Annotated in this window: 11 protein-coding genes and 1 riboswitch; of the genes, 7 read left to right on the top strand and 4 right to left on the bottom strand. The window is 39.4% G+C overall.

Annotated elements, in window-relative coordinates; genetic code table 11:
* Nucleotides 1-66 precede the first annotated feature (66 nt).
* From aqpZ to QWZ01_RS07130, 3 genes are all read right to left on the bottom strand, one after another.
* Nucleotides 67-774, bottom strand: coding sequence for an aquaporin Z (gene aqpZ, locus QWZ01_RS07120; protein WP_290322606.1), 708 nt, complete (start codon nucleotides 772-774; stop codon nucleotides 67-69).
* A 298-nt stretch (nucleotides 775-1,072) separates the two neighbouring features.
* Nucleotides 1,073-2,764, bottom strand: coding sequence for a sodium:solute symporter family transporter (locus QWZ01_RS07125; protein WP_290322607.1), 1,692 nt, complete (start codon nucleotides 2,762-2,764; stop codon nucleotides 1,073-1,075).
* Nucleotides 2,765-2,911: 147 nt separating this feature from the next.
* Entirely contained in the window at nucleotides 2,912-3,793 is an 882-nt protein-coding gene (locus QWZ01_RS07130; protein WP_290322608.1) for an inositol oxygenase family protein, read from the bottom strand.
* A 314-nt stretch (nucleotides 3,794-4,107) separates the two neighbouring features.
* Between QWZ01_RS07130 and QWZ01_RS07135 the strand changes: the two genes are divergently transcribed.
* Nucleotides 4,108-5,112, top strand: coding sequence for a LacI family DNA-binding transcriptional regulator (locus QWZ01_RS07135; protein WP_290322609.1), 1,005 nt, complete (start codon nucleotides 4,108-4,110; stop codon nucleotides 5,110-5,112).
* Between the two features lie 14 nt (nucleotides 5,113-5,126).
* Here the strand turns inward: QWZ01_RS07135 and QWZ01_RS07140 are convergent, their stop codons facing one another.
* Nucleotides 5,127-7,412, bottom strand: a complete 2,286-nt coding sequence (locus QWZ01_RS07140; RefSeq protein ID WP_290322610.1) for a GH92 family glycosyl hydrolase — start codon at nucleotides 7,410-7,412, stop codon at nucleotides 5,127-5,129.
* 191 nt (nucleotides 7,413-7,603) lie between these two features.
* Nucleotides 7,604-7,709: riboswitch (SAM riboswitch) on the top strand.
* A gap of 456 nt (nucleotides 7,710-8,165) precedes the next feature.
* On the opposite strand from QWZ01_RS07140, the gene QWZ01_RS07145 reads away from it, so the two are divergent.
* The 6 genes from QWZ01_RS07145 to QWZ01_RS07170 all read left to right on the top strand — a co-directional run bounded on the left by QWZ01_RS07145 (nucleotide 8,166) and on the right by QWZ01_RS07170 (nucleotide 26,033).
* Nucleotides 8,166-11,339 (top strand): SusC/RagA family TonB-linked outer membrane protein, encoded by a 3,174-nt coding sequence (locus QWZ01_RS07145; RefSeq protein ID WP_290322611.1) that lies wholly within the window; start codon nucleotides 8,166-8,168, stop codon nucleotides 11,337-11,339.
* A gap of 5 nt (nucleotides 11,340-11,344) precedes the next feature.
* On the top strand, nucleotides 11,345-12,787 hold the full coding sequence (locus tag QWZ01_RS07150; RefSeq protein ID WP_290322612.1) for a SusD/RagB family nutrient-binding outer membrane lipoprotein: 1,443 nt from the start codon (nucleotides 11,345-11,347) through the stop codon (nucleotides 12,785-12,787).
* An 876-nt stretch (nucleotides 12,788-13,663) separates the two neighbouring features.
* Nucleotides 13,664-20,716 (top strand): type I polyketide synthase, encoded by a 7,053-nt coding sequence (locus tag QWZ01_RS07155; RefSeq protein WP_290322613.1) that lies wholly within the window; start codon nucleotides 13,664-13,666, stop codon nucleotides 20,714-20,716.
* A gap of 24 nt (nucleotides 20,717-20,740) precedes the next feature.
* Nucleotides 20,741-24,994 carry a beta-ketoacyl synthase N-terminal-like domain-containing protein gene (locus QWZ01_RS07160; RefSeq protein ID WP_290322614.1) on the top strand — a complete coding sequence of 1,418 codons (4,254 nt, stop codon included), beginning with the start codon at nucleotides 20,741-20,743 and terminating at the stop codon, nucleotides 24,992-24,994.
* Entirely contained in the window at nucleotides 24,982-25,281 is a 300-nt protein-coding gene (locus tag QWZ01_RS07165) for an acyl carrier protein (protein ID WP_290322615.1), read from the top strand. Before QWZ01_RS07160 ends, QWZ01_RS07165 begins: the two co-directional genes overlap by 13 nt.
* Nucleotides 25,272-26,033, top strand: a complete 762-nt coding sequence (locus tag QWZ01_RS07170; RefSeq protein WP_290322616.1) for an alpha/beta fold hydrolase — start codon at nucleotides 25,272-25,274, stop codon at nucleotides 26,031-26,033. The genes QWZ01_RS07165 and QWZ01_RS07170 overlap by 10 nt, the downstream gene beginning before the upstream one ends.
* Nucleotides 26,034-26,055: the final 22 nt, after the last annotated feature.

Genomic DNA, 26,055 nt, shown 5'->3' on the forward strand with positions numbered 1-26,055 from the left:
AATAAAACTTATCATCATAAAAAAAAGGGCGTTTATATAATAAACACCCTTTTTTTATACATACTTTTATTTTCGTTCCAATGCATAACGCCAAACTACAGCACTCAAAACAGAACCCAATATGGGTGCTGCAATAAATAACCATAATTGGCTAACAGCTGCACCACCAACCAGTAATGCTGGGCCGATACTTCTGGCAGGATTAACAGACACTCCTGTTACAGGAATACCTACAATGTGAATCAGCACAAGACTTAACCCAATTGATAAACCAGCAAAGCCGCCGTGTATGTTTTTAGTTGATGTAGAACCAAAAATCACAAACAGAAATATGAACGTAAAAACAGTTTCGGCCACAAAACCTGCTAACAGGTTATAATGAGCCGGAGAAAGGGCGTCATAACCGTTTTGCCCTAAACCATTGGCAGCAACGCTGTAACCATCCTTTCCGGAAGCAATAAGCAATAATATGCCTGCCCCTGCAATTGCACCCAATACCTGGGCAATAATGTAAATTACGGCTTCGCTTGTCTTCATACGACCGGCTAACACCATGCCTATTGAAATAGCAGGGTTAATATGGCAACCCGATATATGCCCTATAGCATAGGCCATTGCCACAACAGATAAACCAAAAGCGAAAGATATGCCTAAAAAGCCCACGCCCGATGTGCCATTAGGCCCTGCGATTACTGCACTACCGCAGCCCATTAAAACTAATACGAGTGTACCAAAGAGTTCGGCTGTAAATTTGGAGAAGGTGTTTGTTTCCATGTGATCTGCAATTAAATAAGAGGGTTAGGTAAAATATAAGTTTATGATTTGGTGGTTATATATGATAAATTTAAGCATAGTTTATCCGTAAATCCTAACCCTGCAAATAAGATTTAAGTTAATTGTGTAATAAATGCGATATTCTGATATATATTATCCAAATAACTTATAATCAATGCAATAATAAACAGTGATCGATATTATTGTTCGCTCTCACAACACAAAATTCACCAAACCAAAAAGAGCCTGTAATTTTATTTACAGGCTCTTATATTTGCTGATAAAACTAATTTTCAAGTTACCAGAACCGGATATAGATAGCTGATAGAAATATCAGAATTACAGCTATTAATATAACAGATGATGGCTTCAGTTTAAACATAGAACCTTCAATTACTATAGCTTTAGCATTTATTACAGTTCCTCTTAAACTTATCAGGATCATTACAATGAATGTGATCAGGAACGACCAGCTTAATGAGATAAAGAATGGTATTTCATATACACCGGCCGGGTTGCGAAAAGCAGAATACAACCATGTTTCGGGGCCGAAAACAGGTACAGCAAATTGATTAAAAAATACAGATGAAGCAAAGCCGGTTAATATCCCGATTATAGCGGCCTCTGCTGTGGTACGTTTCCAGAACATACCTAATAAGAAAGTAGCTATCACTCCTGGGCTTACAAAACTTGAATACTTTTGTACAAATGTATATCCACCTGCACTTCCTATACCTAAAACATCATGCCAGGTAAAAGCAACAGCTATTAGTAAGCTGGCGATAATTGCAAGCCTGCCTGTCCAAACCATTTTACGCTCACCAGCATCCCTGTTAACGTATTTTTTATAAATATCTAAAGTAAAAATAGTTGCTATGCTATTAACCTTCCCGGCAATAGAGGCAACTATGGCTGCGGTTAAAACAGCAAGCGACAGCCCCTTTAGCCCTGAAGGTAAAAATGATAATATGGCTGAATAAGCTCCATCTTTACCAGCACTACCCAATTGCGGTAAATGGCCATGTTTATGTAATACAAAGGCTACAATTCCTGGCAGCATAACAATAACCGGCATAAGTATCTTTAGCAAACTGGCAAATAAAATACCGGTACGGGCCGTGGTAATATTGGCTCCTAACGCACGCTGGGTAATGTATTGATTACATCCCCAATAATTTAAATTACTGATCCACTGTCCGGACACATACATAGCAAAGCCTGGTAAGATCAGATATTTACTTATGGTTTCTGTTGGTGCTCCGGGACTTGGTTTTTTAAATATCAGGTGGAAATGATCAGGTGCATCTTTCAGCAGTAGATTAAACCCAGTTAGCACATTAGTTCCGAAACCAAATTTTTCGCTTACTATGGTAAGTGAAAGATATGTGATAGCTAAACCACCAACAATTAATACCCCAACCTGTATAACATCGGTGTAACCTACTACCTGCATACCACCCAAGGCAATAATTACCCCGAATACGGCAAGGCCTATCATTATTTCATGAAAATATGCTCCACCGAGCAAACCATTAATAGCTAATGCGCCAAGATATAATATAGCGGTAAGATTAATAAACACATATAAAAACAACCAAAAAATAGACATTACCAACGCTACACCACTATTATACCTGTCTTGCAGAAACTGCGGCATGGTAAATATTTTATTTTTAATATAAACAGGCATAAAAAACACAGCTACAATAATCAATGCCGCTGCCCCTACCCATTCATATACAGCTACGGCAATACCGGCAAAAAAGCCATCGCCGCTCATGCCTATAAATTGTTCTGCAGAAATGTTGGATGCGATGATGGATGCACCTATAGCCCACCAGGTAAGTGATCCTTCGGCCAGGAAAAAGCTATGCGAACTGCTATTTGTTTCATTTTTTTTACGACGGTAGATGTAATATCCGTAACACGCAACTACAATAAAATAGAAAAAAAAGACCAGGAGATCGGCCAGGGAAATGTGTTTCAGCATGTGTATTTTTTTGCAATAGGAAATTTAGGCCAATAATTTTCAGGGCCGGTTCAATTTTTCAAATCTATGAAATAAAATGAATTGGCAATGCCGCACGAAAATTTATGCTCGTGCGGCAATGTATATCAGGGTATTAAAAAATCTTGCTTAAAACTTCAATGTTGAAGGCAGGTACTTAGCAACAAGATCCTCATAATAAGGGCGAAGTTTTTTCCAATCTGGTGGTACAGGGCTCTTGGAGTACAAGTCATAAGGATTAAACAGATCAACAGCTTTAAACAACTCATGATCATGCGGTGTCATTAAATGACTGTAGGCCTTTTCCCTGTGTTGAGGATAAAACGAGTGGTAACGAAGCATATACAATGCCTGTTCTGGCAAGTAAGGCTTCATCATGTGATAAATATACTCATCATGCCCCCAGGTCATATGTACGTTCTCTAAACCACAGTTAGGCTCATAAGCACCGTATTTAGTGTTATAGCGTGGGTCATGATGATCCTTATTGTCCTTAAAATATTCGGAGTAAACAATTTTGTCAGAAAAAGCACATCCTACAGGATAGCTATCTCCTACAACAGCCCATTGCGGTTCGCCGAAAAGACATAACACTTTGCCAAGATCATGGAATAATCCGGTGAGCACCATCCAGTCTGGCCGCCCATCGGCACGAATCGCTTCCGAAGTTTGCAGCAGGTGCTGTAGCTGGTCAAGGTCGGTATCAGGGTCTGAATCATCAACCAGTTGATTAAGAAAATCAAAAGCGTCCCATACAGACATTTCCTTTTTATCGAATGATAAGTATTGCTGTTTTTTCTCCAATACAAAATCATAAGTTTGATTAATGTGCTGCAAGCGGTAAAACTCACGCACACTATCTTTTGTAGTAGCTTCGTAATTTCGGTAAGCTTCGGTATCGCGTCCGGCGGCTATTGAATCCGCATCCGGGTATCTAACCAATAGATCATCTTCCCATTCTTCTATGGAATTTAAAGGGCCCTGTTCTGGTGTTCCTATAGTCTTGCTCATGATGTTTAATTTAAAAGGATATAATTGGTAAACATTCCTTTATAGCCAGCTTTTATAGCTGTACTATACAAATTTGTCCATTTTTATAATTAAATTCATCAAAATGAATGGATTTATTTGCTTAAACGTTTACCTAAATTCGCATAATTAGCTAAGGCTTTTCAGGAACTTTCAAAACTCTATTTTTTGCTATATTGCTAAACTTTTGTGGCCATAAACCAATGCAAAACCAACGCTTTAAAACAAATGCATAAAGCTGTAATTGAAAAACTTCATAATCAATGACCGACGGATCAAAAAGTAATAAAGTTAACATGAAAACACTTGCAAAAGTGTTAAATGTATCTATTGCAACCATCTCAAAAGCACTTAGGGATAGCCATGATATTGGCGATGATACCAAACAACGTGTTATTGAAACCGCCAGGTTATTGCATTATGTGCCAAATCCTTATGCCAGCAGTTTGCGCAAAAGGTCAAGCAATACTATTGCTATCGTGATTCCGGAAATTGCGGACAGCTTTTTTAGCCAGGCTATTAACGGGATTGAAACGATAGTTGATCTTGAGAAATATCATGCATTAATATATTTAACTCACGACAGCTATGAGCGTGAAAAACAAATGTTTAATGATTTAACCAGTGGTCGGGTTGATGGTATTTTAATGTCTGTAGCCAGTAACACCGAAGACATAAGCCATATCCAAGACCTGCAACAGGCCGGTGTTCCCATTGTATTTTTTGACAGAGTATGCGAAGATATACCTACCGCTAAGATAAAAACTGACGATTTTAACAGCGCCTACATGGCTACAAGCCATCTGCTTGATCAGGGGTGTAAAAATATATCATTGGTTACCATTGAAGGTTATCCTTCTATTTTACAGGCACGGGAAGAGGGTTATAAAAAAGCTTTGGCCGAGAGAGATATTGAAGCAAATGACGCTAATAGTATCAGTTGCTCAAACAAGTATACTAATGAAAATATTGAGGTTTTAAAAGAGCATATTCAAAAAGTAAAGCCTGATGGTATTATAGCTACAGTTGAGCATCTGGCCACAACTACCTATTTGGCTTGTGAAGAGTTAAAATTAAATATCCCCAATGATATTAAAGTAGTTTGCTTTACAAATCAGATCACTGCATCAATTCTTAACCCTTCGCTTACAACCATCCTGCAGCCTGCCTACGAAATGGGCCGAAAAGCCGCGGAGCTATTGTTTGGTCATTTAACAGGCAAACCTATCCAACTTGAGAAAGAAAACATTATTTTACCTTCAAAATTGATAGTCAGGAATTCAACACGAATCCCTGACTGATTTTAAATTTTCAATTATTTTTGAGGGGTACTTGTCATGGTGAATGCAAGTGTTCCGCCTTCAATAATTTCCTGATGAGAGATCTCAAAGTTCTTTATTGACTTGCCATTAAATGTTACTTCTTTTACATATTTGTTTTTGGCTGAAAGATCTGTTGCTTTTATAATAAGCTTTTTACCATGAGGCAAATTCAGTACCATGTTAGGAAATTGTGGTGCACCTATGCTGTATACACCTGATGCAGGCGATACCGGATAAAAGCCCATAACGTTAAAAATGTACCACGCCGACGTTTGGCCACAATCATCATTACCATTGATACCAACCGCAGCATTTCTGAAATTTTGAGATGATGTATGTTCACGAACAAGCTCCTGTGTTTTCCATGGCATCCCGCAATAATTGAACAGATACAAATAATGGTGCCCTGGTTCATTATCAGCATGGTAATGCCCACCGGTAAAATTTTGATTTAGTTTAGCGGCAAATGCTTTTTCGCCACCCATGAGTTTGATCATTCCTGGCACGTCATGCATGGCACCGAATGTATAGGTCCACTTGGTACCTTCAGTAAAACCGGAATCTGGTTTGGCTGAGAAGTGACCATCAGCATTACGGGGAGCCATAAATCCTGTTGCTTTGTTATAAACGTTCTCATAATTTTTACTCCAGGCCATCAGCTGTTTATAATCATCTTCTTTCCCTAAACCTTTGGCTACCTGAGCAACACAATAATCATCCAAAGAATATTCAATGGTACGTGATACCGATTCACGGGTTTTATCAACCGGTATATAACCTAATTTATGATAATTGGTAAGTCCGCCGCGAGCTTCAAAGCTTGTCCATAAATCACGATCGCCCCATTTCTTATGAGTATCACCGTCCGGAGCATCGTATGAATCCTTGTGCAGTGCCTCGTAAGCTAATTTAGTATCAAAACCATGAAATCCTTTTACAAAAGCGTCGGCAACAACAGCATCACCATGTGTGCCTATCATAATATTAGTATAAGTTGGATTTGGCCACATGGGCATCCATCCTCCCTCCTGGTACATTTGTAATAAAGATTGCACCATACCATCAACCCGCTGAGGCTGGGTCAATGTTAGCAGAGGATGCAATGCTCTAAAGGTATCCCAAAGCGAATAATCATTGTATGATTCACCTTTGTGTACCTTATCATCAAAGGCGCTATAATATTTTCCGTACTCTGAAAACTGCCTTGGAAATAACATGGTATGAAACAGGGCCGTGTAGAATATAGTTTTTTGCTCTTTAGTAACTCCACTTACCTGGATAGATTGTAAAGCTTGTTGCCATTTAGCGCGAGTGTTTTGAACTACCTTGTCAAAATCCCAATCAGGTATTTCCTTTCTAAGATTTTCCCTTGCCTGGTCAATGCTTATAAAAGATGTAGCTACTACAACCCTAACCTCATCGTTAGCTTTGGTGCGGAAAGAGATAAATGCTCCCATACGGGTTCCGTATTGTTCACGGCTGCCTTTATTGATCACCTGCTTATCCCAGGTTCCGAATTTTTTTATCTGTTTGTTGAATTTGATTACAAAATAGCCTTTGAAGTTCTTTAACTCCGGGCCAAGCTGTGCCGATTGCCTGTCGGGATTATAGCCAGTTATTTCATTATTTACGGTATCTACATGCACATACCCCTTTAACTTTTTCAATCTTACTGTATAATCATTAGCCCAATCGGTAAGTGCAGGATTAAGATTAATTCCCTGAATAATAATGTGAGCCTGATCTGCCTTAGGGAATGTAAACCTGAACATGCCGCAAGTATTCGCCCCGGCAATCTCGGCCTTTATCTTAGTGGCCTCAGTCGTTTTTAACTTTACAGAGTAATAGTACGGCTTAGCAACTTCATCTGCATGGTTAAAGGTCAATAATCTTTCTTTAGGCAAAACTCGCAACTTGCCCACCTGGGGCATAACAGAAACATAGCCATAGTCGCCCATCCACACTGTAGGCTGATGGCTGGCCGTGAATCCAATAACCGAATTATCTTCATATTGATAAACCATATAGCTCATTTTGTTTTCACGGGTTTGCGCAACAAAATTGGTCATGGCAAATGGTACATTAACACAAGGCATGGTGCCACCACCACCATTACCTTCCAACAAACCCTCGCTAAAGCCTTTAACAGCAGTACCTATAATCGGGTTTACATAATCAACTTCCTCAAGTTGTTTTTTGGAGGCAGCATTTTGGGCATTAGCATTTCCGTAAAAAAGAGTTAGTAATCCTAACAGATAAAAGCTCCGTTTAAATTGCATAATAAGCAGAAAATAATTGGTTAATGATCTAAAAAAACAGACCAACAACAAATCTCTAATTTTTAGGCTGATTTATTGAAAAAATAGCTCAATTATTTACTTAATCGTTTTAATAATTAAATTAATATAATGTCTATAGAATTGATAGAATTATTATTATGTTTGCAGCAGAAATCGTTCTTTATTTTACTTAATTATCCAGAAAGACTGAGGGAAAGGCCCTGTGATGTCTTAGCAACCTGTACAATGTTATAAAGGTGCTAATTCCTATCTGCTGTTGGGCAGAAAAGATAATGATGATACCACATATTCTCCAATTGTAATTATTGCAATCCCCTCCTCTCTATTCTGATTAATTAAGCGTTTATAATTAGTGTTCATCCTATTCACCGTATCTTATTTACTGATACATAAATGCCTGAACACTTAGCTAATATTAATATAATCAGTACATGAAAACAAAAAGTACAAACTTTAACACAAATTCTTCTACCTCTTATTCGTCTACAATCTTTATTACATTTAACTCTCCGGTTGCCTGTATGCAAGGCATGTATTGTTGCTGATAGATAGGTTGTGTGTAACTGTGCTTTCTACAGTTTCTAACACAACAAATTCAACAATCAAAAGCCTTTACAACATTTATAAGACATTGAATACAGCCGGATGTATTTGTAATCACCAGCCACTATTAACTGATCGTCTTTTAAATCCTGTATTTGGTTATCAATAATCATTTAACGATCTATTACCATGTTTAAAAATTACAAATTGTTATTGGCAATTCTGTTGCCATTTATTTTCATTCAAACAGTTGCGGCGCAATCTGTTAAAATAAGCGGTGTGGTAACCGCCAAGTCCGACGGGCTGTCACTACCGGGTGTAACCATTGCTATTAAAGGTACTACAACAGGTGTACAATCCGATATCAATGGGAATTTTTCCATTAGTGCCAAAGTAAACGACATATTAAGAATCTCTTATATTGGTTTTACCACCCTCGAAATTCCCGTCACTAAAAATGAACAGGCGCTTAAAATAGTACTTGAAGGGGCTTCAAATTCTTTAAATGAGGTTGTAATTACAGCCTTAAATATATCTAAAGATAAAAAATCATTGGGCTATGCTGTACAAGGATTAAAATCAAAAGATATATCTGAGGCAAAGGAAACTAATCTGGTAAATGCTATAACGGGAAAAATTGCAGGTGTAAATATTACCAGTAGCCAGGGCGATATGGGATCATCCCGCATCATTATTCGCGGTGAAACATCTCTTGCAGGAAATAACCAGCCATTATTTGTGGTTGATGGCTTACCGGTTGATAACAGCCAGTTTTTAGGAACTGGTGGTTCAAGAGACTTCGCCAATGCTATCTCTGATCTTAATTCTGAAGATATTGAATCTCTTACTGTACTTAAGGGGCCTAATGCCGCCGCTTTATACGGCTCACGCGCAGCAAATGGTGTTATCTTAATTAAAACTAAAAGCGGAAAAGGTTCTAAAGGATTAGGCATTACGGTTAACTCCAATACCTCATTTTCTAATCTTTTAGGTTTACCTAAATATCAAAATGAATATGGCCAGGGTTCAAATGGTAAATTCAGCTACGTTGATGGTAAAGGCGGCGGTATAAATGATGGTGTTGACGAAAGCTGGGGCCCTGCTTTGGACGGCGCACTTATCCCTCAATTTAATTCAGGTGGTAAAGCTGTGCCATTTATTGCCCATCCTGATAATGTAAAAAGCTTTTTTGGAACAGGAGTTACGCTAAACAATGGAGTTTCATTGGCAAGCTCGGGTGATAAATATGACTTCAGATTTGGCTATAATAATCTGCACCAAACCGGAGTTATTCCAAACTCAGAACAAGGCCGTAACTCATTTATATTGAATGCTACTTATAAGCTTACCCCTAAGTTAACCTTAACCACCATTGCTAATTATATTAAAGACGATGCAGCGAATTTGCCTGGTTCAGGTGGTAAAAGGGCTACCAGTACTATGCTTCAGTTTACGTGGTTTGGTCGTCAGGTGGATGTAAGCCAGTTAAAAAAATATTTGGATGCCAATGGCAATACCTTTAACTGGAACAACAGCTATTATAGTAACCCGTACTTTATGGCTTATGAAAATACGGTTGGTCAAACAAAAAACCGTTTTATAGGAAGCGCGGAATTAAATTATAAGATCATCGATGGATTATCGGCAAATTTCCGCACAGGTACAGATTATTATAACGACCGTCGTAAGATCAAAATAGCCTACGGTACTAATGGCACCCCGTTTGGTTCTTATGAGGAAGATGCTTACGATGTTACAGAAACAAACACCGAAGGCCGTTTGCAATACACCAAAAAGTTAAATGATGATTTCTCTATCGATGCGTTATTAGGCGGAAATATAAGGGTGAACGTATTAGAAGATCATGACCAGAAAGCACCTAAATTAGCAGTAAGGGGTTTGTATACTTTAAGCAATTCGCGCGATCCACTTTTATCATCAAGCAATTACGCAAAATCTAAAAGGTACAGCTATTTTGCCTCTGGACAGATCGGGTTCAGAAATTATGCATTTTTAAATCTTACGGCCCGTAACGATTGGTCGTCTACACTACCAAGAGCAAGTCTATCTTACTTCTACCCTTCAGTTAACGGAAGTTTAGTATTATCAGAAGCGCTGGATATCAAAAGCGATATATTGAGCTATCTAAAGCTGCGCGGTGGTTGGTCTAAAGTAGGTAAAGATACCGACCCTTATATGCTATTAAACACATATGCCTTTACTGCTCCTTTCGGTACAAATCCGCAACAAAGTGCTAACAGCATTGATCTTAATCCCAATTTAAAACCCGAAACCACTACCTCAGCTGAAGCAGGCTTTGAAGTTGGCTTTTTTAACGACAGGGTACATTTGGATGCAAGTGTTTACAATACCAACAGCGTTAACCAGATCATAAGTGTCGACGTAAGTCAAAGTACAGGATTTAGTCAAAAGCTGATCAATGGCGGCACAATTAATAACAAAGGATTGGAGGTGCAATTAGGCTTAACTCCAGTAAAAATTAAAGATTTCACCTGGGATATTAATGTAAATTATTCACGTAACAAGAGTAAAGTTGTTTCTCTGGATGGTGATGGCAGATTACAAAGCTATTTGTTAGGTTCTGACGGTACTGTTCAGGTATTAGCGGCATTAGGTAAGCCATATGGTTCTATTTATGGTACGACTTTCCAGCGAAATGCAAGCGGTCAGGTCATTGTTAATGAAGATGGCACACCAGCTGTTAATCCTACTATACAATACCTGGGCAAATACACTCCAAATTGGTTAGGCAGCATCAATAACAGCTTTACCTATAAAGGCATTAACTTAAGTGTATTGATTGATGCGCACATTGGTGGCTCTGTATATTCAGGAACAAATTCTACCGGTACCTATACAGGTATACTGGCATCAACTTTACCAGGCCGTGGTACTGCTAATGGTGGTTTAAGTTATTATAATTCCGGATCAACCGCTATTCCGGCAACTGGGGCAGTAGGCCCTAATGGCGAAACAGTTAATCATGATGGTATTATTTATAATGGTGTAAAGGCTGACGGCAGTAAAAATACAACTATCATCTCTGCACAATCTTATTACAAAGCACTTACCAATGCCGATGAACCATTTGTTTACAGCGCATCCTATGTTAAATTAAGGGAAATAAAACTGGGCTATACTGTACCTCAAAAATGGGCAAAAAGCATCGGTTTCCAGGGTGCCAGCTTCGCTGTGGTAGGCCGCAATTTGCTACTTATCCACAAAAATGTACCGAATATTGATCCTGAAACTGCTTTTAATACAGGTAATGGTCAGGGATTAGAAGATCTTACCCTGCCAACTGTACGTAACATTGGTTTTAATGTTAACCTTAAATTTTAATCATCATGAAACTGAAATACATATCTATATTGCTATCGGGTACATTATTATTATCTGTAGCTACATCATGCAAAAAAGAATTATCAGATCTTAATAAAAATCCTAACGCAACACAAAATCCGCAGCCAGATTACCTGTTAACTGCAGCTATAAAAAATACAGCGGATACCTATTGGGGAATTGCCAATAATATGGATGCCAGCTTGCTTTTTGTACAGTATTGGGCCAAAATTCAATATACAGATCCCGACAGGTATATTTATACCAATACCTCATTTCAGGAATTGTGGACTGTTGCCTATTCTAAAAGTATAGTTAACCTGAATAAGATCATTTCCATAGCCGATGCTCAATCAAACCCCAATTATAAGGGTGTGGCACTGGTACTACGCTCATGGACATTTGCATTGCTTACCGACCAGTATGGGGATGTGCCTTATAAACAAGCATCCAATATTGAACAATTCTTGACGCCTGCTTATGATGCGCAAAGAGACATTTATTTTGCACTGCTTGATGATCTGAAAGCAGCACAGGCGTCTCTTGATCCGGCTGGTAAGGCAATCTTAGGCGATGTTATTTACAGCAACAATATTGGGCTTTGGAAAAAATTTGCTAATTCATTAAGATTACGAATTGCGCTTCGCATTGCCGATCGCGAACCTGAAAAAGCTAAACAGGTATTAGCCGATATTCAGGCTGAAGGAAGCGGATATATCAGTTCAAATAGCGAGATAGCACAATTGGTGTATCTCGATTCGCCAAACCAAAATCCGATCAGTAATTTATTTGACACTCGTGATGACTACAGGATCAGCAAAACTATAGTTGATAAATTATTTGAATTAAAAGACCCTCGCCTTCCTATTTATGCGAGCCCTACAAAAGATGCTACTCCACAAACTTATGTAGGTATACCAAATGGTTTATTAGTTGGTGATGCCAGCAACCTCGGTTTTAGCAAAACTTCAAAACCGGGAACTTATTTCCTTGTACCACACGCCCCGGCTGTGATCATTAGTTATGCAGAAGTATTATTTGACCGTGCAGAGGCCGCAGCAAGGGGTTTTACAGCGGAAAATGCGGCCGACCTGTATAATCAGGCGGTACAGGCATCATTAAAACAATATGGTGTTGCCGATGCTGATGTGGCTACTTATACTGCTTCTGCAGCGGTGAAATATGACGCATCAGATTTCCGGAAATCAATTGGAAACCAAAAATGGATAGCTCTTTTTGGTCAGGGCCTGGAGGCATTTGCCGAATGGCGCAGACTTGATTATCCTCAATTGCAACCAGCAGTTGCGGGAGCATTAAACGGCAAAATGCCTGTTCGTCTTATTTATCCCGGAAAAGAACAATCGCTTAATGGTACAAATTACACATCTGCTGTTTCTCATCAGGGTGCAGATGTGCTAACAACCAAACTTTGGTTTGATGTAAATTAAAAGGATAAAACTCTCTGCAAACACAAAAGGGCCGCTATTAGCGGCCCTTTTGTGTTTGCAGTATGAAAATGAATATTGTACAATTTAACCCATAAATATTTCCAATATGTTACAAGTATATGTATTTGAAACTCCTAATTAAGACTGGCAAAAACGATACATGAGAGTAGCTAATTTGACACTATACAAACTACTTGATTGATTACCAATATGATTCCATAAAAGCCTGCAGATAATAACACGTCAGTATTATGCAAATATTTCACATGTATTTCTTTAAATGAAAATATATACCATAGAGAAATTATTTTTAAGTAAATTTTTCTTAAATGTTAATTTTCAAGAAAATACTTTTAATCTATTTTTCATAATAAATATTTTAATTTTTAAATTCATAAAAAAATAATTACTATAATTAAAAAAATAAATATACAATTATTTATCTTATTTTCAATTAAAATGAAAATTATTTACACTAATAGTAATTTAAAGCATAAAAAAACACAAAACCAATACAAATAATCTCAGTTTAATCACTCGTTAATTTACAATTATAATATTATTAATTATATTACAATTATTTGCCCGACTAAAAATAGCCAAATAAGACTCAGAAAACTCCCTTTATGCGTTTTGTTCTTTTTCTGTTCATTGTATTCACTGTATATAAATATAAAAATATAGTCTTATTATTGTTTAATTAATAAGACAAGGTTTACTTTATTATCAAAATGTTACTTTTAATTAAAGCATCCGATCAAATTATTATTTAATCTGCCATAATATTTAATTGTTCTTACATATCCAACATCTGGGATTTAGTGGTAGGTTTTCAGATAACCGTGAAAGTTTAAACATCTCATCTATCCCTATATCATGAAAAAACGTGCAATAATTGGAATTACTCCATTTGAAAAGCCTGATGTGTCACTTGCACTTGAATTGCATAAATCAGGAGCTTTTCCCGTATTAAACCTTGGGCATAATAAAATCATCGCCGAACAAGCAATAGAGAAATTAATAAAAATTGGTTTGGATGATTTCGGTGTATGTTTTAATTCAAGCGATTTCATATCAATAAAACTTCCGCGGCAGGTAAGCACCATTATTGCACCTTATGGAGTAACAATCAAACGAAAAAACGAGGTCAAGCTGATTTATCAGGTAAATGATCTGAAATCGGCAAGGCTGGCAAAGGATGAAGCTGCCGATGGTATCATTTTAAAAGGCAATGAGGCTGCCGGAAGTGTTGGTTATGAATCTTCGTTTGTACTATTTCAACGTGTAATTCAAGAAATTAAGGATATTCCTGTTTGGGTACAGGGAGGGATAGGAATACATACAGCTGCGGCCATCTCCGCACAAGGAGCAGAAGGTGTTGTGCTTGATAGTCAGCTTGTATTGTTCCCCGAATGTTCTGCACCAAAAATTTTTAAAGAACTTTGTACCAAGTTAAGTGGAACGGAAACCAAACTAATAGATAATTGTCGTGTACTTGTTCGTCCCAACTCTCCTGCCCTGCCAGAAAACGCCACATACAATGATCTCAAACCTTATTTTATAGATCTTGATCCGGAAAAAAGCTATATCCCAATGGGTCAGGATATTTCTATAGCTACTGACTTGGTTAATCGTTACAAAAAACTAAACAAACTTATTTTTGGTATCAAGGAGGCTATATATGGCCATCTGAACCAGGCTAAATCATTAAATATTATAAAGCCAGGCAATGCGCTGGCAAAAGATCTTAATATAACTTATCCTATAGCACAAGGCCCTATGACGCGGGTAAGCGATGTGGCCCCATTCGCCAACGAGGTATCAGAAGCCGGTGCATTATCCTTTATAGCATTATCGTTATTAAAAGGAGAACGTGCAAAAGAATTGATTACCGATACAAAAAAACTTGCCGGTAAAAAAACATGGGGTGTTGGCATTCTTGGTTTTGCACCACAGGAATTACGCGATGAGCAGATGCAATATATACTGGAAGCCAAACCACCGGTTGTGTTAATAGCGGGAGGCCGGCCCTCGCAAGCAAAACCGCTTGAAAAAGCAGGAATAAAAACATTCCTGCACGTTCCTTCCGTATCGCTATTGGATATGTTTTTAAAGGAAGGCGCTAAACGATTTGTTTTTGAAGGACGTGAATGCGGTGGGCACGTTGGCCCGCTTTCAAGCATGGTACTTTGGGAAAAGCAGATTGAACGTTTATTAAAGGAGGATCAACCTAAGCAACTCAGCGTATTTTTTGCCGGTGGCATTCATGATTCTTTTTCAACAGCTATTATAGCTGTAATGGCTGCTCCGCTTGCTGCAAAGGGAGTAAAAATTGGCGTATTGATGGGTACAGCCTATCTGTACACTAAAGAAGCTGTTTTAACAGGAGCCATACAAGATAAATTTCAGGAACAAGCATTACAAGCTACCGATACGGTGCTTCTTGAAACCGCACCGGGACACGAAACAAGATGCCTCAACTCTCCATTCGCTGATTTTTTTAATGCAGAAAAATTAAAATTACAGCAAGCTGGCGTAGATAAAAAGGAAATATGGGAGCAATTGGAAACACTGAATGTAGGCAGGTTGCGTATTGCAGCCAAGGGCATCGAGCGCAGAGGAAACGATCTGATAACCATAAATGGCCCCGATCAGCTTAATCTCGGCATGTATATGATTGGCCAGGTTGCTGTAATGCATAATAAAGTTATTTCATTACTTGAATTACATCAGGATGTGGCTGTTAATAATTACCAGCATATCCTGAACGCAACACCATCAGAAATACCTAAGTCAACAGAAAAATCGCTTGATGTGGCCATTGTAGGCATGGCCTGTATATTCCCAGAAGCAAAAAATCTGGAGGAATACTGGCGCAATATCTTATTAGGAAAAGATTGCGTTACCGAAGTGCCCGACGAACGCTGGAATAAAGAACTGTACTTTGATCCTTCCTCAACTGCCGATGATATGTCGCACTCCAAATGGGGAGGTTTCATCCCTAAAATAGACTTCGACCCGCTTGAATTTGGCATACCACCGCAGTCACTCGCAGCCATCGAACCTACTCAATTACTTACCCTTCTTGTGGCAAAACAGGCTATGGAAAATGCCGGCTATGCCAACGGTAATTTTGATCAGGATAATGTATCAGTAATTATTGGTGCCGAAGGCGGCAATGACCTGGCTAATAACTACAGCTTCAGAGGCTATTTTAAACAGGTATTTGGCGAGCTACCTACAGAAGTTGATGAAATGCTTCCAAAAACCACCGAGGATTCTTTCCCTGGCATATTGGCTAACGTAATATCAGGTCGTATAACTAACAGGATGGATTTCGGGGGTCGCAACTTTACGGTTGATGCAGCCTGTGCCTCATCCCTCGCAGCTGTTGACTTGGCCTGCCAGGAACTGTTTCTTGAAAAATCAGACATGGTACTTGCAGGAGGAGCCGATTTGCACAATGGTATAAACGATTATCTGATGTTCTCGAGCACTCATGCGCTTTCACGCAAAGGCAGATGCGCCACATTTGATACGGAAGCAGATGGTATTGCTTTAGGTGAAGGCATTGCCATGATCGTGTTGAAAAGACATGAAGATGCCTTGCGTGATGGCAACCGGGTATATGCCGTTATTAAAGGAGTTGGTGGCTCAAGCGATGGCAAAGCATTGGGTTTAACCGCTCCACGTAAAATTGGGCAGGTTAGAGCTTTGGAACGTGCTTATGACCAGGCGGGCATCACACCATCGTTATTAGGTTTGGTGGAGGCTCATGGAACCGGGACTGTAGTTGGTGACAAAACAGAACTAAGCGCCTTAACCGATATGCTTAATCAATCTGGTGCTATTGCAGGGCAAACACACCTCGGTTCTGTAAAAACGCAGATCGGGCATACCAAATGCGCTGCGGGCTTAGCAGGGCTTATAAAGGCTTCACTATCAGTTTATCATGGTATAAAACCACCAACTATAAATTTGAAAAGCCCAAATGCTTATTATGATCCGGGAACCAGTCCTTTTGCTTTTCATACTGAAGCTGGCTTATGGATGAATGAGAAGCGCTATGCCGGTATCAGTGCATTCGGTTTCGGGGGTACGAATTTTCATGCTGTAATTGAGAATACAAATCCGGTATCTGAACAAGATCCGTCTATAAAATCATGGCCATCTGAACTGTTTGTTTTCAGGGGTGATGATTACAATGAAGCAAAAATCAACTTAAATTCAGTTAAATCATTATTGGAGATCAACGGCAGTATCAATCTAAAAGATATTGCTTATAGTTTGGCAGTAGTCAATACAAAGCCAGTACAACTTAGTATAGTTGCCGACAATGCAGATGATCTGATGATGAAAGTTGAACTTGCTCTTTCTGGCATTGAAAGTAAGGACACCTACATCGTTAAAAAACAAGATGGAAAGGTAGCCTTTATGTTCCCCGGACAGGGAAGTCAGCGTATTAACATGGCTCGTGACCTCTTTGTGGTATTCCCTGCCATGCGCAGTTTACTGAAACAGCACCCTGAATATGAAAAAGTATTGTTTCCTAACGCGGCCTTTGATGCAGACCTGATCAAAGAACAAAAAGAAGCTATTAAAGATACCCGGATGGCTCAACCGCTGTTAGGTATTGTTGATCTGGCATTAGCAAATTTCCTCCGGACTTTAGGTATCGAGCCAGATATGGTTGCCGGCCACAGCTATGGAGAATTGCCCGCACTATGTTTTGCCGGAGCTTTTGCCGAAAAAGAATTGGTGAAACTAAGCTCTAAACGTGCGCAATCTATTTTGGATGCGGTTGAAGATGGCGATCCGGGTGTAATGGTAGCTGTAAATTCAAGCCAAGAAGAATTATTGAAGGTAATTACTGACCTAAAGGATGTATATCCTGTAAATTATAATTCACCTACCCAATGTGTAATTGCAGGCTCTACCCCAGCTATACAACATTTAATGGAGTTACTTAAAACAGCTAAAATTTCTTTCAGAAAATTAGAAGTAGCCTGCGCTTTCCATAGTCCGCTGGTGGCAAAATCTAAAGAACTTTATCAAGAAGTGCTTTCGTCGGTTGAGTTCAATAACTTGAATTTACCTGTATGGTCAAATACTACGGCATCTGAGTATCCGGAAAACGCCGAAGAGATCAAAGAACGTTTAACAGACCATTTAATAAAACCTGTAAAATTTGTTGATGAAATACAGCAAATGTATGCTTCCGGCGCCCGAATATTCATAGAAGTTGGCCCGGGTAAGGTTTTAACCGGTTTAGCAAAGGCTTGCATTGGCAAAGACGAAATATTATTATACGCTGAAGACAATAGCCGTAATAAATTAACTCACTTGTTATGTATGCTGGCTGATTATATGGGCACTGGCCGCAATATCCATGTCGAAAAACTATTTGAAGGCCGCGATGCTAAGCTTATAAATATTAACGAACCTACGCTTTATAAAAAAAATGCTGCTGTTTGGTATGTAAATGGTCAGCATGCTATTCCGGCTAACGGAAAATTGCCCCCAAACGGTGCCCTACCTATCACTGAACCTATCAAAATGAAAAATAACGAAGTACAAACTGAAGCACCAAGCATTGTAAGTTCTGGAGCTGAATTAATGATGCAGGAATACCTGAACAGCATGAAAATGCTGATACAGGCACAACGGGATGTAATGATGTCCTTTTTAGGACAAAATCCGACTATAAATAGTTCTTTATATTATCAGCAAGCACCTCAATATCAGCCTCAGGCAATACCTCAGCCTTTACCCTCCGCGATACAGCAAACAGCAATTAAACAAAATACGCCTTATGCCACGCAACAGCCAATCGCTGCTGCTGCACCTGCCGTACAAAAAGACATTAAACAGGTTTTACTTCAGGTGGTTAGTGACAAAACCGGTTACCCACAGGATATGCTGGGCATGGAGATGGACTTGGAAGCCGATTTGAGTATTGATTCCATAAAACGTGTGGAGATAATCGGCACCCTGCGCACAGAGTTAGGGGGATTTGACCGGGGAGGTAAAAATGAAGATACAGTAATGGAGCAGCTTGCTGGAATTAAAACGCTGAACGGGCTTGTTAATTGGATCACAGAAAATGCAGCACAAGCTACGACCGCGGTACATACATCTGTAAATGTTGAGGTTAATGTTCAAAATGGTCAACCTAAATTTTCTTTAGAAGAATTAAAATCGGCCATACTGGCTGTGGTAAGCGAAAAAACCGGATATCCCCAGGAAATGCTCGGAATGGATCTTGATCTGGAAGCCGACCTGAGCATTGACTCAATCAAAAGAATGGAGATCATCGGTGACCTGAAACTTAAGATTGGCTTTGGTAAAGCCGGCGAACAAGCCGACGATATCATGGAAAAACTTGCTGCTATAAAAACGCTTAATGGCTTGGCAAACTGGATATCTGAAATAGAATTGGAAAGCGCGGGTTTGGTGACCGAAGCAAAAAAAATCATTCAGGATAGCGAGGTAAAAACCTCAGTTAATGGAACGTTATCGCGTCTTCGTTTTGAACTGACTCCAACAACATTATCAAGCGCTGAAGCTGCAATAATAAAAGGTAAACGATTTGCTATTACGGACGATGGTGGCATACAAGCCATCAAAATTAAAGATCTATTGGAGCGCCATGGAGCTATAGCTAATATTGTTTATCCTAATAGTGATTTACAAGGCTATCAGGGACTTGTTATACTAAACATGTTTGCCGCGCAAAAACGGGTTGGTATTATTGATCATTTCGCGTTGATCAAAAAATTAGATTTTGCCGCTGTAAAATGGGTGTACTTAATATCCGACACCAAACAACACCTAAACGAACTTAGCGACATAAGCCTTTTAAGAAGATACCAGGGCTACGCAGGTTTTTTCAAAAGTCTTGACCGTGAGTACGAGGAAACTAAATGCAGGGTAATAAGCCTCGGCACTCCAATGTCTTCAGATGACATTGCAGATATTACTTTAAAAGAGATACTTACACCTGATATCCCGTCGGAGGTTATTTACCAGGATAGTAAAAGGCATATTATGGAACTTGTGCCTTCACAACTGATTACAGGTTTAGAAGAATCACACATAAAGCTGGATAAAAGTGCTGTCGTTTTAGTATTAGGGGGTGCTCAGGGAATTACCTCAGAGTTGATGATCCATTTTGCTAAAGATTATCCTTGTAATTATATTCTTGTAGGTCGCTCTGCCGATCCGAGAGATGTCGAACCATCAGCTACCGATTCCCTGCAATCCAAAGATGAGATCCGTAATTACTTGATTAAGCAGGGTAGCATTAACAAACCGGCAGAAATAGAAAAAGAAGCAGCCCGTATCCATAAAAACAATCAAATCTTGCGTACCATCACCATGATACAGGCTACAGGATCATCTGTGGTTTATAAATCCCTTGATTTATGCGATGAACTAAGCTTAACAAGCTTTATTGATGACGTTTATGAAATATATGGCCGTATAGATGGTGTTGTTCATGGAGCTGGTTTACTGGAAGATAAGTTATTTCATAATAAAACTTCAGAATCGTTTGGACGTGTCTTTGATACTAAAGTAAAACCTTTACGTATACTGGCCGAACAACTTCGTCCTGAAACCCAGTTTGTGATTCTCTTCTCAAGTATTGCCTCTGTTTATGGCAATCGTGGGCAAACTGATTATGCTGCTGCAAACAGCGTATTGGACAAATATGCATGGGCTTTAAATAAGCGTATTAATGGCAAGGTTATGTCCATTAACTGGGGGCCATGGAAAGGTGCAGGAATGGTATCGCCAACCCTTGAAAAAGAATATGAACGTCGTGGTATATCACTCATTCCATTGCAGCATGGTCGTGAGATATTTCTGAATGAATTGAAATACGGAAAAGAAAGCCAGGTATTAATCATGGCCGGCAACAACTGGTAGTTTTTATCAGCCTACTTATCACTTATGAAGAAAACTGATGTAGCAGTAATAGGAATGTCATGCATTTTCCCGGGCGCGGGTAATGTAGAAACTTTCTGGCAAAACATACTCAACAAGGTAGATTCCACACAAATAGTACCGCCTGATCGTATAGATCCAGTACATTTTGATAAAAAAACATCAGGAGTTGACCGGTTTTATTGTAACCGTGGCGGTTTTATCCCTGATTATAAATTTGATCCGCGTCGGTTTGGTATTCTGCCAGTAGCTATTGAAGGTACTGAACCAGATCATCTGCTTACGCTTGATTTAGCTTATAGTGCCCTGGAAGATGCCGGAGTGTTTAAAAAAGGGTTATCTCTGGAAAAAACAGGTATCATTATAGGCAAAGGTAACTATGCGGGACCGGGTGCAACCAGAGCTATCGAAATTGTACGTACAGGCGAGCAAATAGCATCTCTGCTCAGAGAGATATTGCCTGATTTAAGTCAACCTAATATAGAAAAGATAAAAAACGAATATCAATTACGAAAGGGCCGTTTTAGCGCTGATACCGCTATGGGGCTCATTCCTAACCTTGTAGCGTCACTGGTAGCCAACCGCTTAAACCTTGGCGGCGTGGCTTTTACGCTTGATGCAGCTTGTGCCAGTTCGCTTATAGCTGTAGATCATGCTGTTCAGGAACTAACAAGTGGTCGCTGTAATATGGTAATCGCAGGAGGCGTACATATTGGGCAAAACGCTGCTTTTTGGAGTATTTTTTCACAATTAGGTGCTCTATCACGCCAGGAAAAAATTAAACCCTTTGATACCAATGCCGATGGCTTGATCATAGGTGAAGGGTGTGGATTTGTTGTTTTAAAGCGTCTGGAAGATGCCATAAAAGATAAAGATAAAATTTATGCGATTGTTAAAGGCGTAGGTGTTAGCAGCGATGGCAGCGGAACCAGTGTAATGAGCCCTGCTGCTAAAGGTCAGCTTAAAGCAATTGAACAAGCCTGGAAAATAGCGGGCTTACCAGCAAAACAGATAGGTTATCTTGAAGCACACGGCACAGGCACACCACTTGGTGATAAAACTGAACTTGAAACCCTCTCCCAATTTTTTGGCTTTCATCCTGAATTACCAAATGCCGGTATCGGGTCGGTAAAATCTAATATAGGTCATGCCATGCCTGCCGCGGGGATCGCCGGTTTTATAAAAACATGCCTGGCGCTTTACCATGATACCCTTCCTCCTACGTTACATTGCGAAACCCCTTTGGCGCAAATGTCGAATACTCGTTTTTCAGCTGTGCAGGAGCCGAAAAACTGGAGTGCATCTGGTCTGCCAAAATTAGCGGGGGTAAATGCGTTTGGTTTTGGTGGCATCAATGCTCATGTGGTGCTTGAGGGTTTTGTCTCTCCTAAAAAAGATGAGGTCCTGATGCTTGCCCGCGGAAGTCACTCGGCTTTGATCACTGCATTAGAAACCAATGACTATACCGCAGGAAGCGGCAATTACCGTGTAGCCGTATTCAATCCAACACCCGAAAGAATACAGAAAGCTACCAAAATTGCTGCTAAGAATATACCATGGCGCAATAAACAGGATATTTGGTACACCAATACACCACTACTTAGCAACGGTGGTAAAATTGCCTTTGTGTTTCCTGGTTTAGATGGCCTGGCAGGCGGTGAAGTAGCAACCATTGCTGATTATTTCAACATAACGCCCGACAATCAAACAAAATCCGAAGGATTGTTAAGCGAAGCCTTAGGCATACTCAATAAAAGCAGCATATTAGACACAGCACTAAAGCTATTGGGTGTAAGGTCAGATATGAATGCTGGCCACAGTCTCGGAGAATGGCTTGCAGCACGCTCATCGGAACTGGCTGAAGAATGCTCTGTTTTAGAGTTACTTGATGTTTTAAATCCAGAAACTTTTGATCTTAAAGACTCCCGTTTTATAGCTGTAGGATGCGGCGTTGATCAATTGGAACCTGTTATAGCTGGTATCAACAATCTCTATCTATCCAACGATAATTGCCCGCAACAAATAATACTCTGCGGAAATAAATCAGCATTGGATGAGTTGGTGCCTCTACTAAAACAAAAACAAATATTTCATCAAATATTACCATTTCAATCGGGCTTCCACTCTCCTTTCGTGGCTGATAAACTTGATCTGATCCTTGACGGTATGCGCAACATGCAATTCCGTAAAACAACAACACCATTATGGTCGGCTACTACTTTGGATCTATACCCCGAAGGTTTTGAGGCTATCAGACAATTGAGCGCAGAGCATCTGATTAAGCCCGTACGCTTTCGGGAACTTACCGAAAAATTATATAATCAAGGTGCCCGTGTATTTATACAGGTTGGTTCAGGCGGCTTGGTTGGCTTTATTGATGATACTTTGAAGGGGAAAAACTTCAGCACAATAGCATCAAGTGTTCCTGTTCGGTCTGGATTAACACAATTACAACGTGTACTGGCTGCATTATTTGTAGAAGGTAAAGAAGTTGGGTTAGAGTTTATGGGTATCAAAAAGGCCACACCATTTAAAAACACAACCGGCATTAAACTACAGTTAGGATCACCAATTGTGCATGATTTGAATAGCCTTAAAAACATTACTGTCAAACAACAGCATCCGGTAAAATCGGATGCATTATTGGTTGATGTAGCTGATCCTATACTGCGTGCATTTAATAACAACATGGCCGAGATAATGGACATTCAAAGCGAAATGCTTCAAATGTTCCAAAACAGGGCTTCGCAACCGGTAACCAGAACTTTACAAACTGTTGCCATACAGTCAGTCGTTAAATCACAACCCCAAAAACGTGTTCCATTCTCCAAACAACTTGACGTTTCACTTGATAATTGCCCTTATCTGATAGATCACTCTCTATTAAGACAACCCAAAGACTGGCATTGTGTTGAAGATATGGATCCGGTGATACCAATGACCATGATATTTGAAATGTTTGGTGAAATAGCAGCAGAGCAATCTCCAGGTGAACAGGTTCAAAAAATCATGAATATCAAAGTGTTTCAATGGATGAATGTGGTAAAACCATTCCGCGAAACAGTTATGGGTGAGTGGAAGGATCAGCAAAGGGTTTATCTTGACCTTGATCGTTTTGCTAATGCTGAAGTTCAGTTGACCCAACAACTTAATATTGCCCCAGACAGAGTCTTTGACATTGGCGAGCTACTTAATATTCAGCGCACACCAGAACAAATCTATGACGCTCATATGTTTCATGGCCCAGGTTATCAAGGTATCAAATCATTAAAGGCTATAGGAACTAAAGGCATAACCGGAATTATTGAGGGAGCAGCAGGTAAAGGTTCTTTGTTAGACAATGCTGGTCAGCTATTTGGTCTGTGGTTGCAATTAACCTTAACAAAGGATCGGATTGCATTCCCGGTAAAGATAAATGAAATAGAGTTTTTTGAGGAGATGGAAGATCAGCAGGGGCGATTTGAATGTACCTGTGTGCTCACTGAGTTGAATGATGAATTTGCTACGGCCGATTTTGTAATGAAACGTGAAGGAAAAATATGGGCTATAATTTCGGGCTGGCAAAACAGGCGTTTGGAGATTGATGAGCCTTTGTGGAACGTGTCTATGTCGCCATTGCATAATCGTTTATCTGAAGAAATAGCACCAGGAATTTTCATGTTCCATCAGGCTTATTCGCGTGTGGTTTCCTGGGATTTTATTCTCAAACGTTACTTTAATCAGGACGAGAAAAAATACCATAATACCATCCTACCTAACAAAAGAAAAATATGGATGATAAGCCGTGTTGCTGTAAAAGATGCGGTCAGAAGTCTTCTCAACAAAGCAAAAAAACAAGCATATTACCCCATCACTTTTGAAGTAAAAAGTGACGATTTGGGTAAACCCTATGTAAGTGGCGGCATCACCGATGGCATTCATATCTCAATAGCCCATAAAGGCACCGATGCGGTAGGGATTGCCCGATTTGACAAACCAGTTGGTATCGATATAGAAACAATTGAGGACCGCGGTGAGGGCTTTTTTAACATGGTTTTCTCAGATGCTGAAATCAGCTTACTGGAATATAAAGATAAGGCTGAATGGGCAACCCGCTTTTGGGTAGCTAAAGAAGCTTATGGCAAATACTTAGGTAAAGGCTTACAAGGAAACCCTAAAGCATACACAGTTCAAGAAATTAAAGGCGATGAACTACGCATAAATGACATTTACATCAAAACCTTAAAACATAAAAATTATATAATCGGATGGACACAATAGTATCAACAACAAAAATGAACAGCGACGAGATCTTTGATCTGATGAAACAATTTATAACCGAAGTTATAGGCGAAGAATTTGTTGAAGAGATGGATATCACACCCGAAAGTTCATTCACTAAAGATCTCGAAATGGATAGTATCGAAATTGTATCCTTCTCTGAAAAGATAAAGGCTCACTTCGGCAATGAGATTGATTTTACAGGTTGGTTATCATCCATGGATCTTGATCAGCTTATCAATTTAAATTTAGGTATGATCATCAATTACATTCACGAATGCCAATAATAAAAATAAACAACAGGAATGTACATATACAGGAACTTAACAAGGGTGCGGCAGAAACTGTGTTACTGATTCATGGTATGTTCAGCAATCTTTCTGTTTATTATTTTAACATAGCGCCCATACTTGCTGAGAATTTTCATGTGGTAATGTATGACCTGAAAAGCCATGGAATGAGCGAACGTACACAGAACGGATATGATCTGAAAAGTATGACTGATGATTTATGTGCGCTTATGGAAGCTTTAAATCTTGACAACATACACCTGGCTGGTTATAGTTTTGGCGGCCTTATTGCACTTAAAATGGCTTCACGTTTCCCAGAAAAAATAAACAAACTGGCCGTTATAGAGGCACCTGATCCTAAAGATGAAAAGGCCCGTGGCATTATTGATGATTACAGCCGGGCGTTTTTAGAGCATTATGTGGAGAACTTTACCGACACTACCAAGGTAAAAATGGGTAAACGCCAAATGGATCGAAATCACCGGATGTATGAATACCTTTTTTATCAAACCAGTATCAAAGCTGATATGATAGCTGAAAAGGATTTTTTGAATGATGCCAGTATTTCTGTTTTAGATAAGCCTACACTCCTGCTTTATGGCGTCGATTCAAATTGCCTGGAAACCGGACAATGGCTGAATCAAAAAATTAAGCGATCTGAATTGATATCTGTACCCGGCGATCATAATATTCCGATACAAGAACCCATAACGCTTGGTATAATGATGGATACATTTTTTAAGAATTGAATACTACACTTAAAACATCTAC

Source organism: Mucilaginibacter aquaedulcis (assembly GCF_030409325.1).
In the GTDB taxonomy this organism is placed as follows: Bacteria; Bacteroidota; Bacteroidia; order Sphingobacteriales; family Sphingobacteriaceae; genus Mucilaginibacter; species Mucilaginibacter aquaedulcis.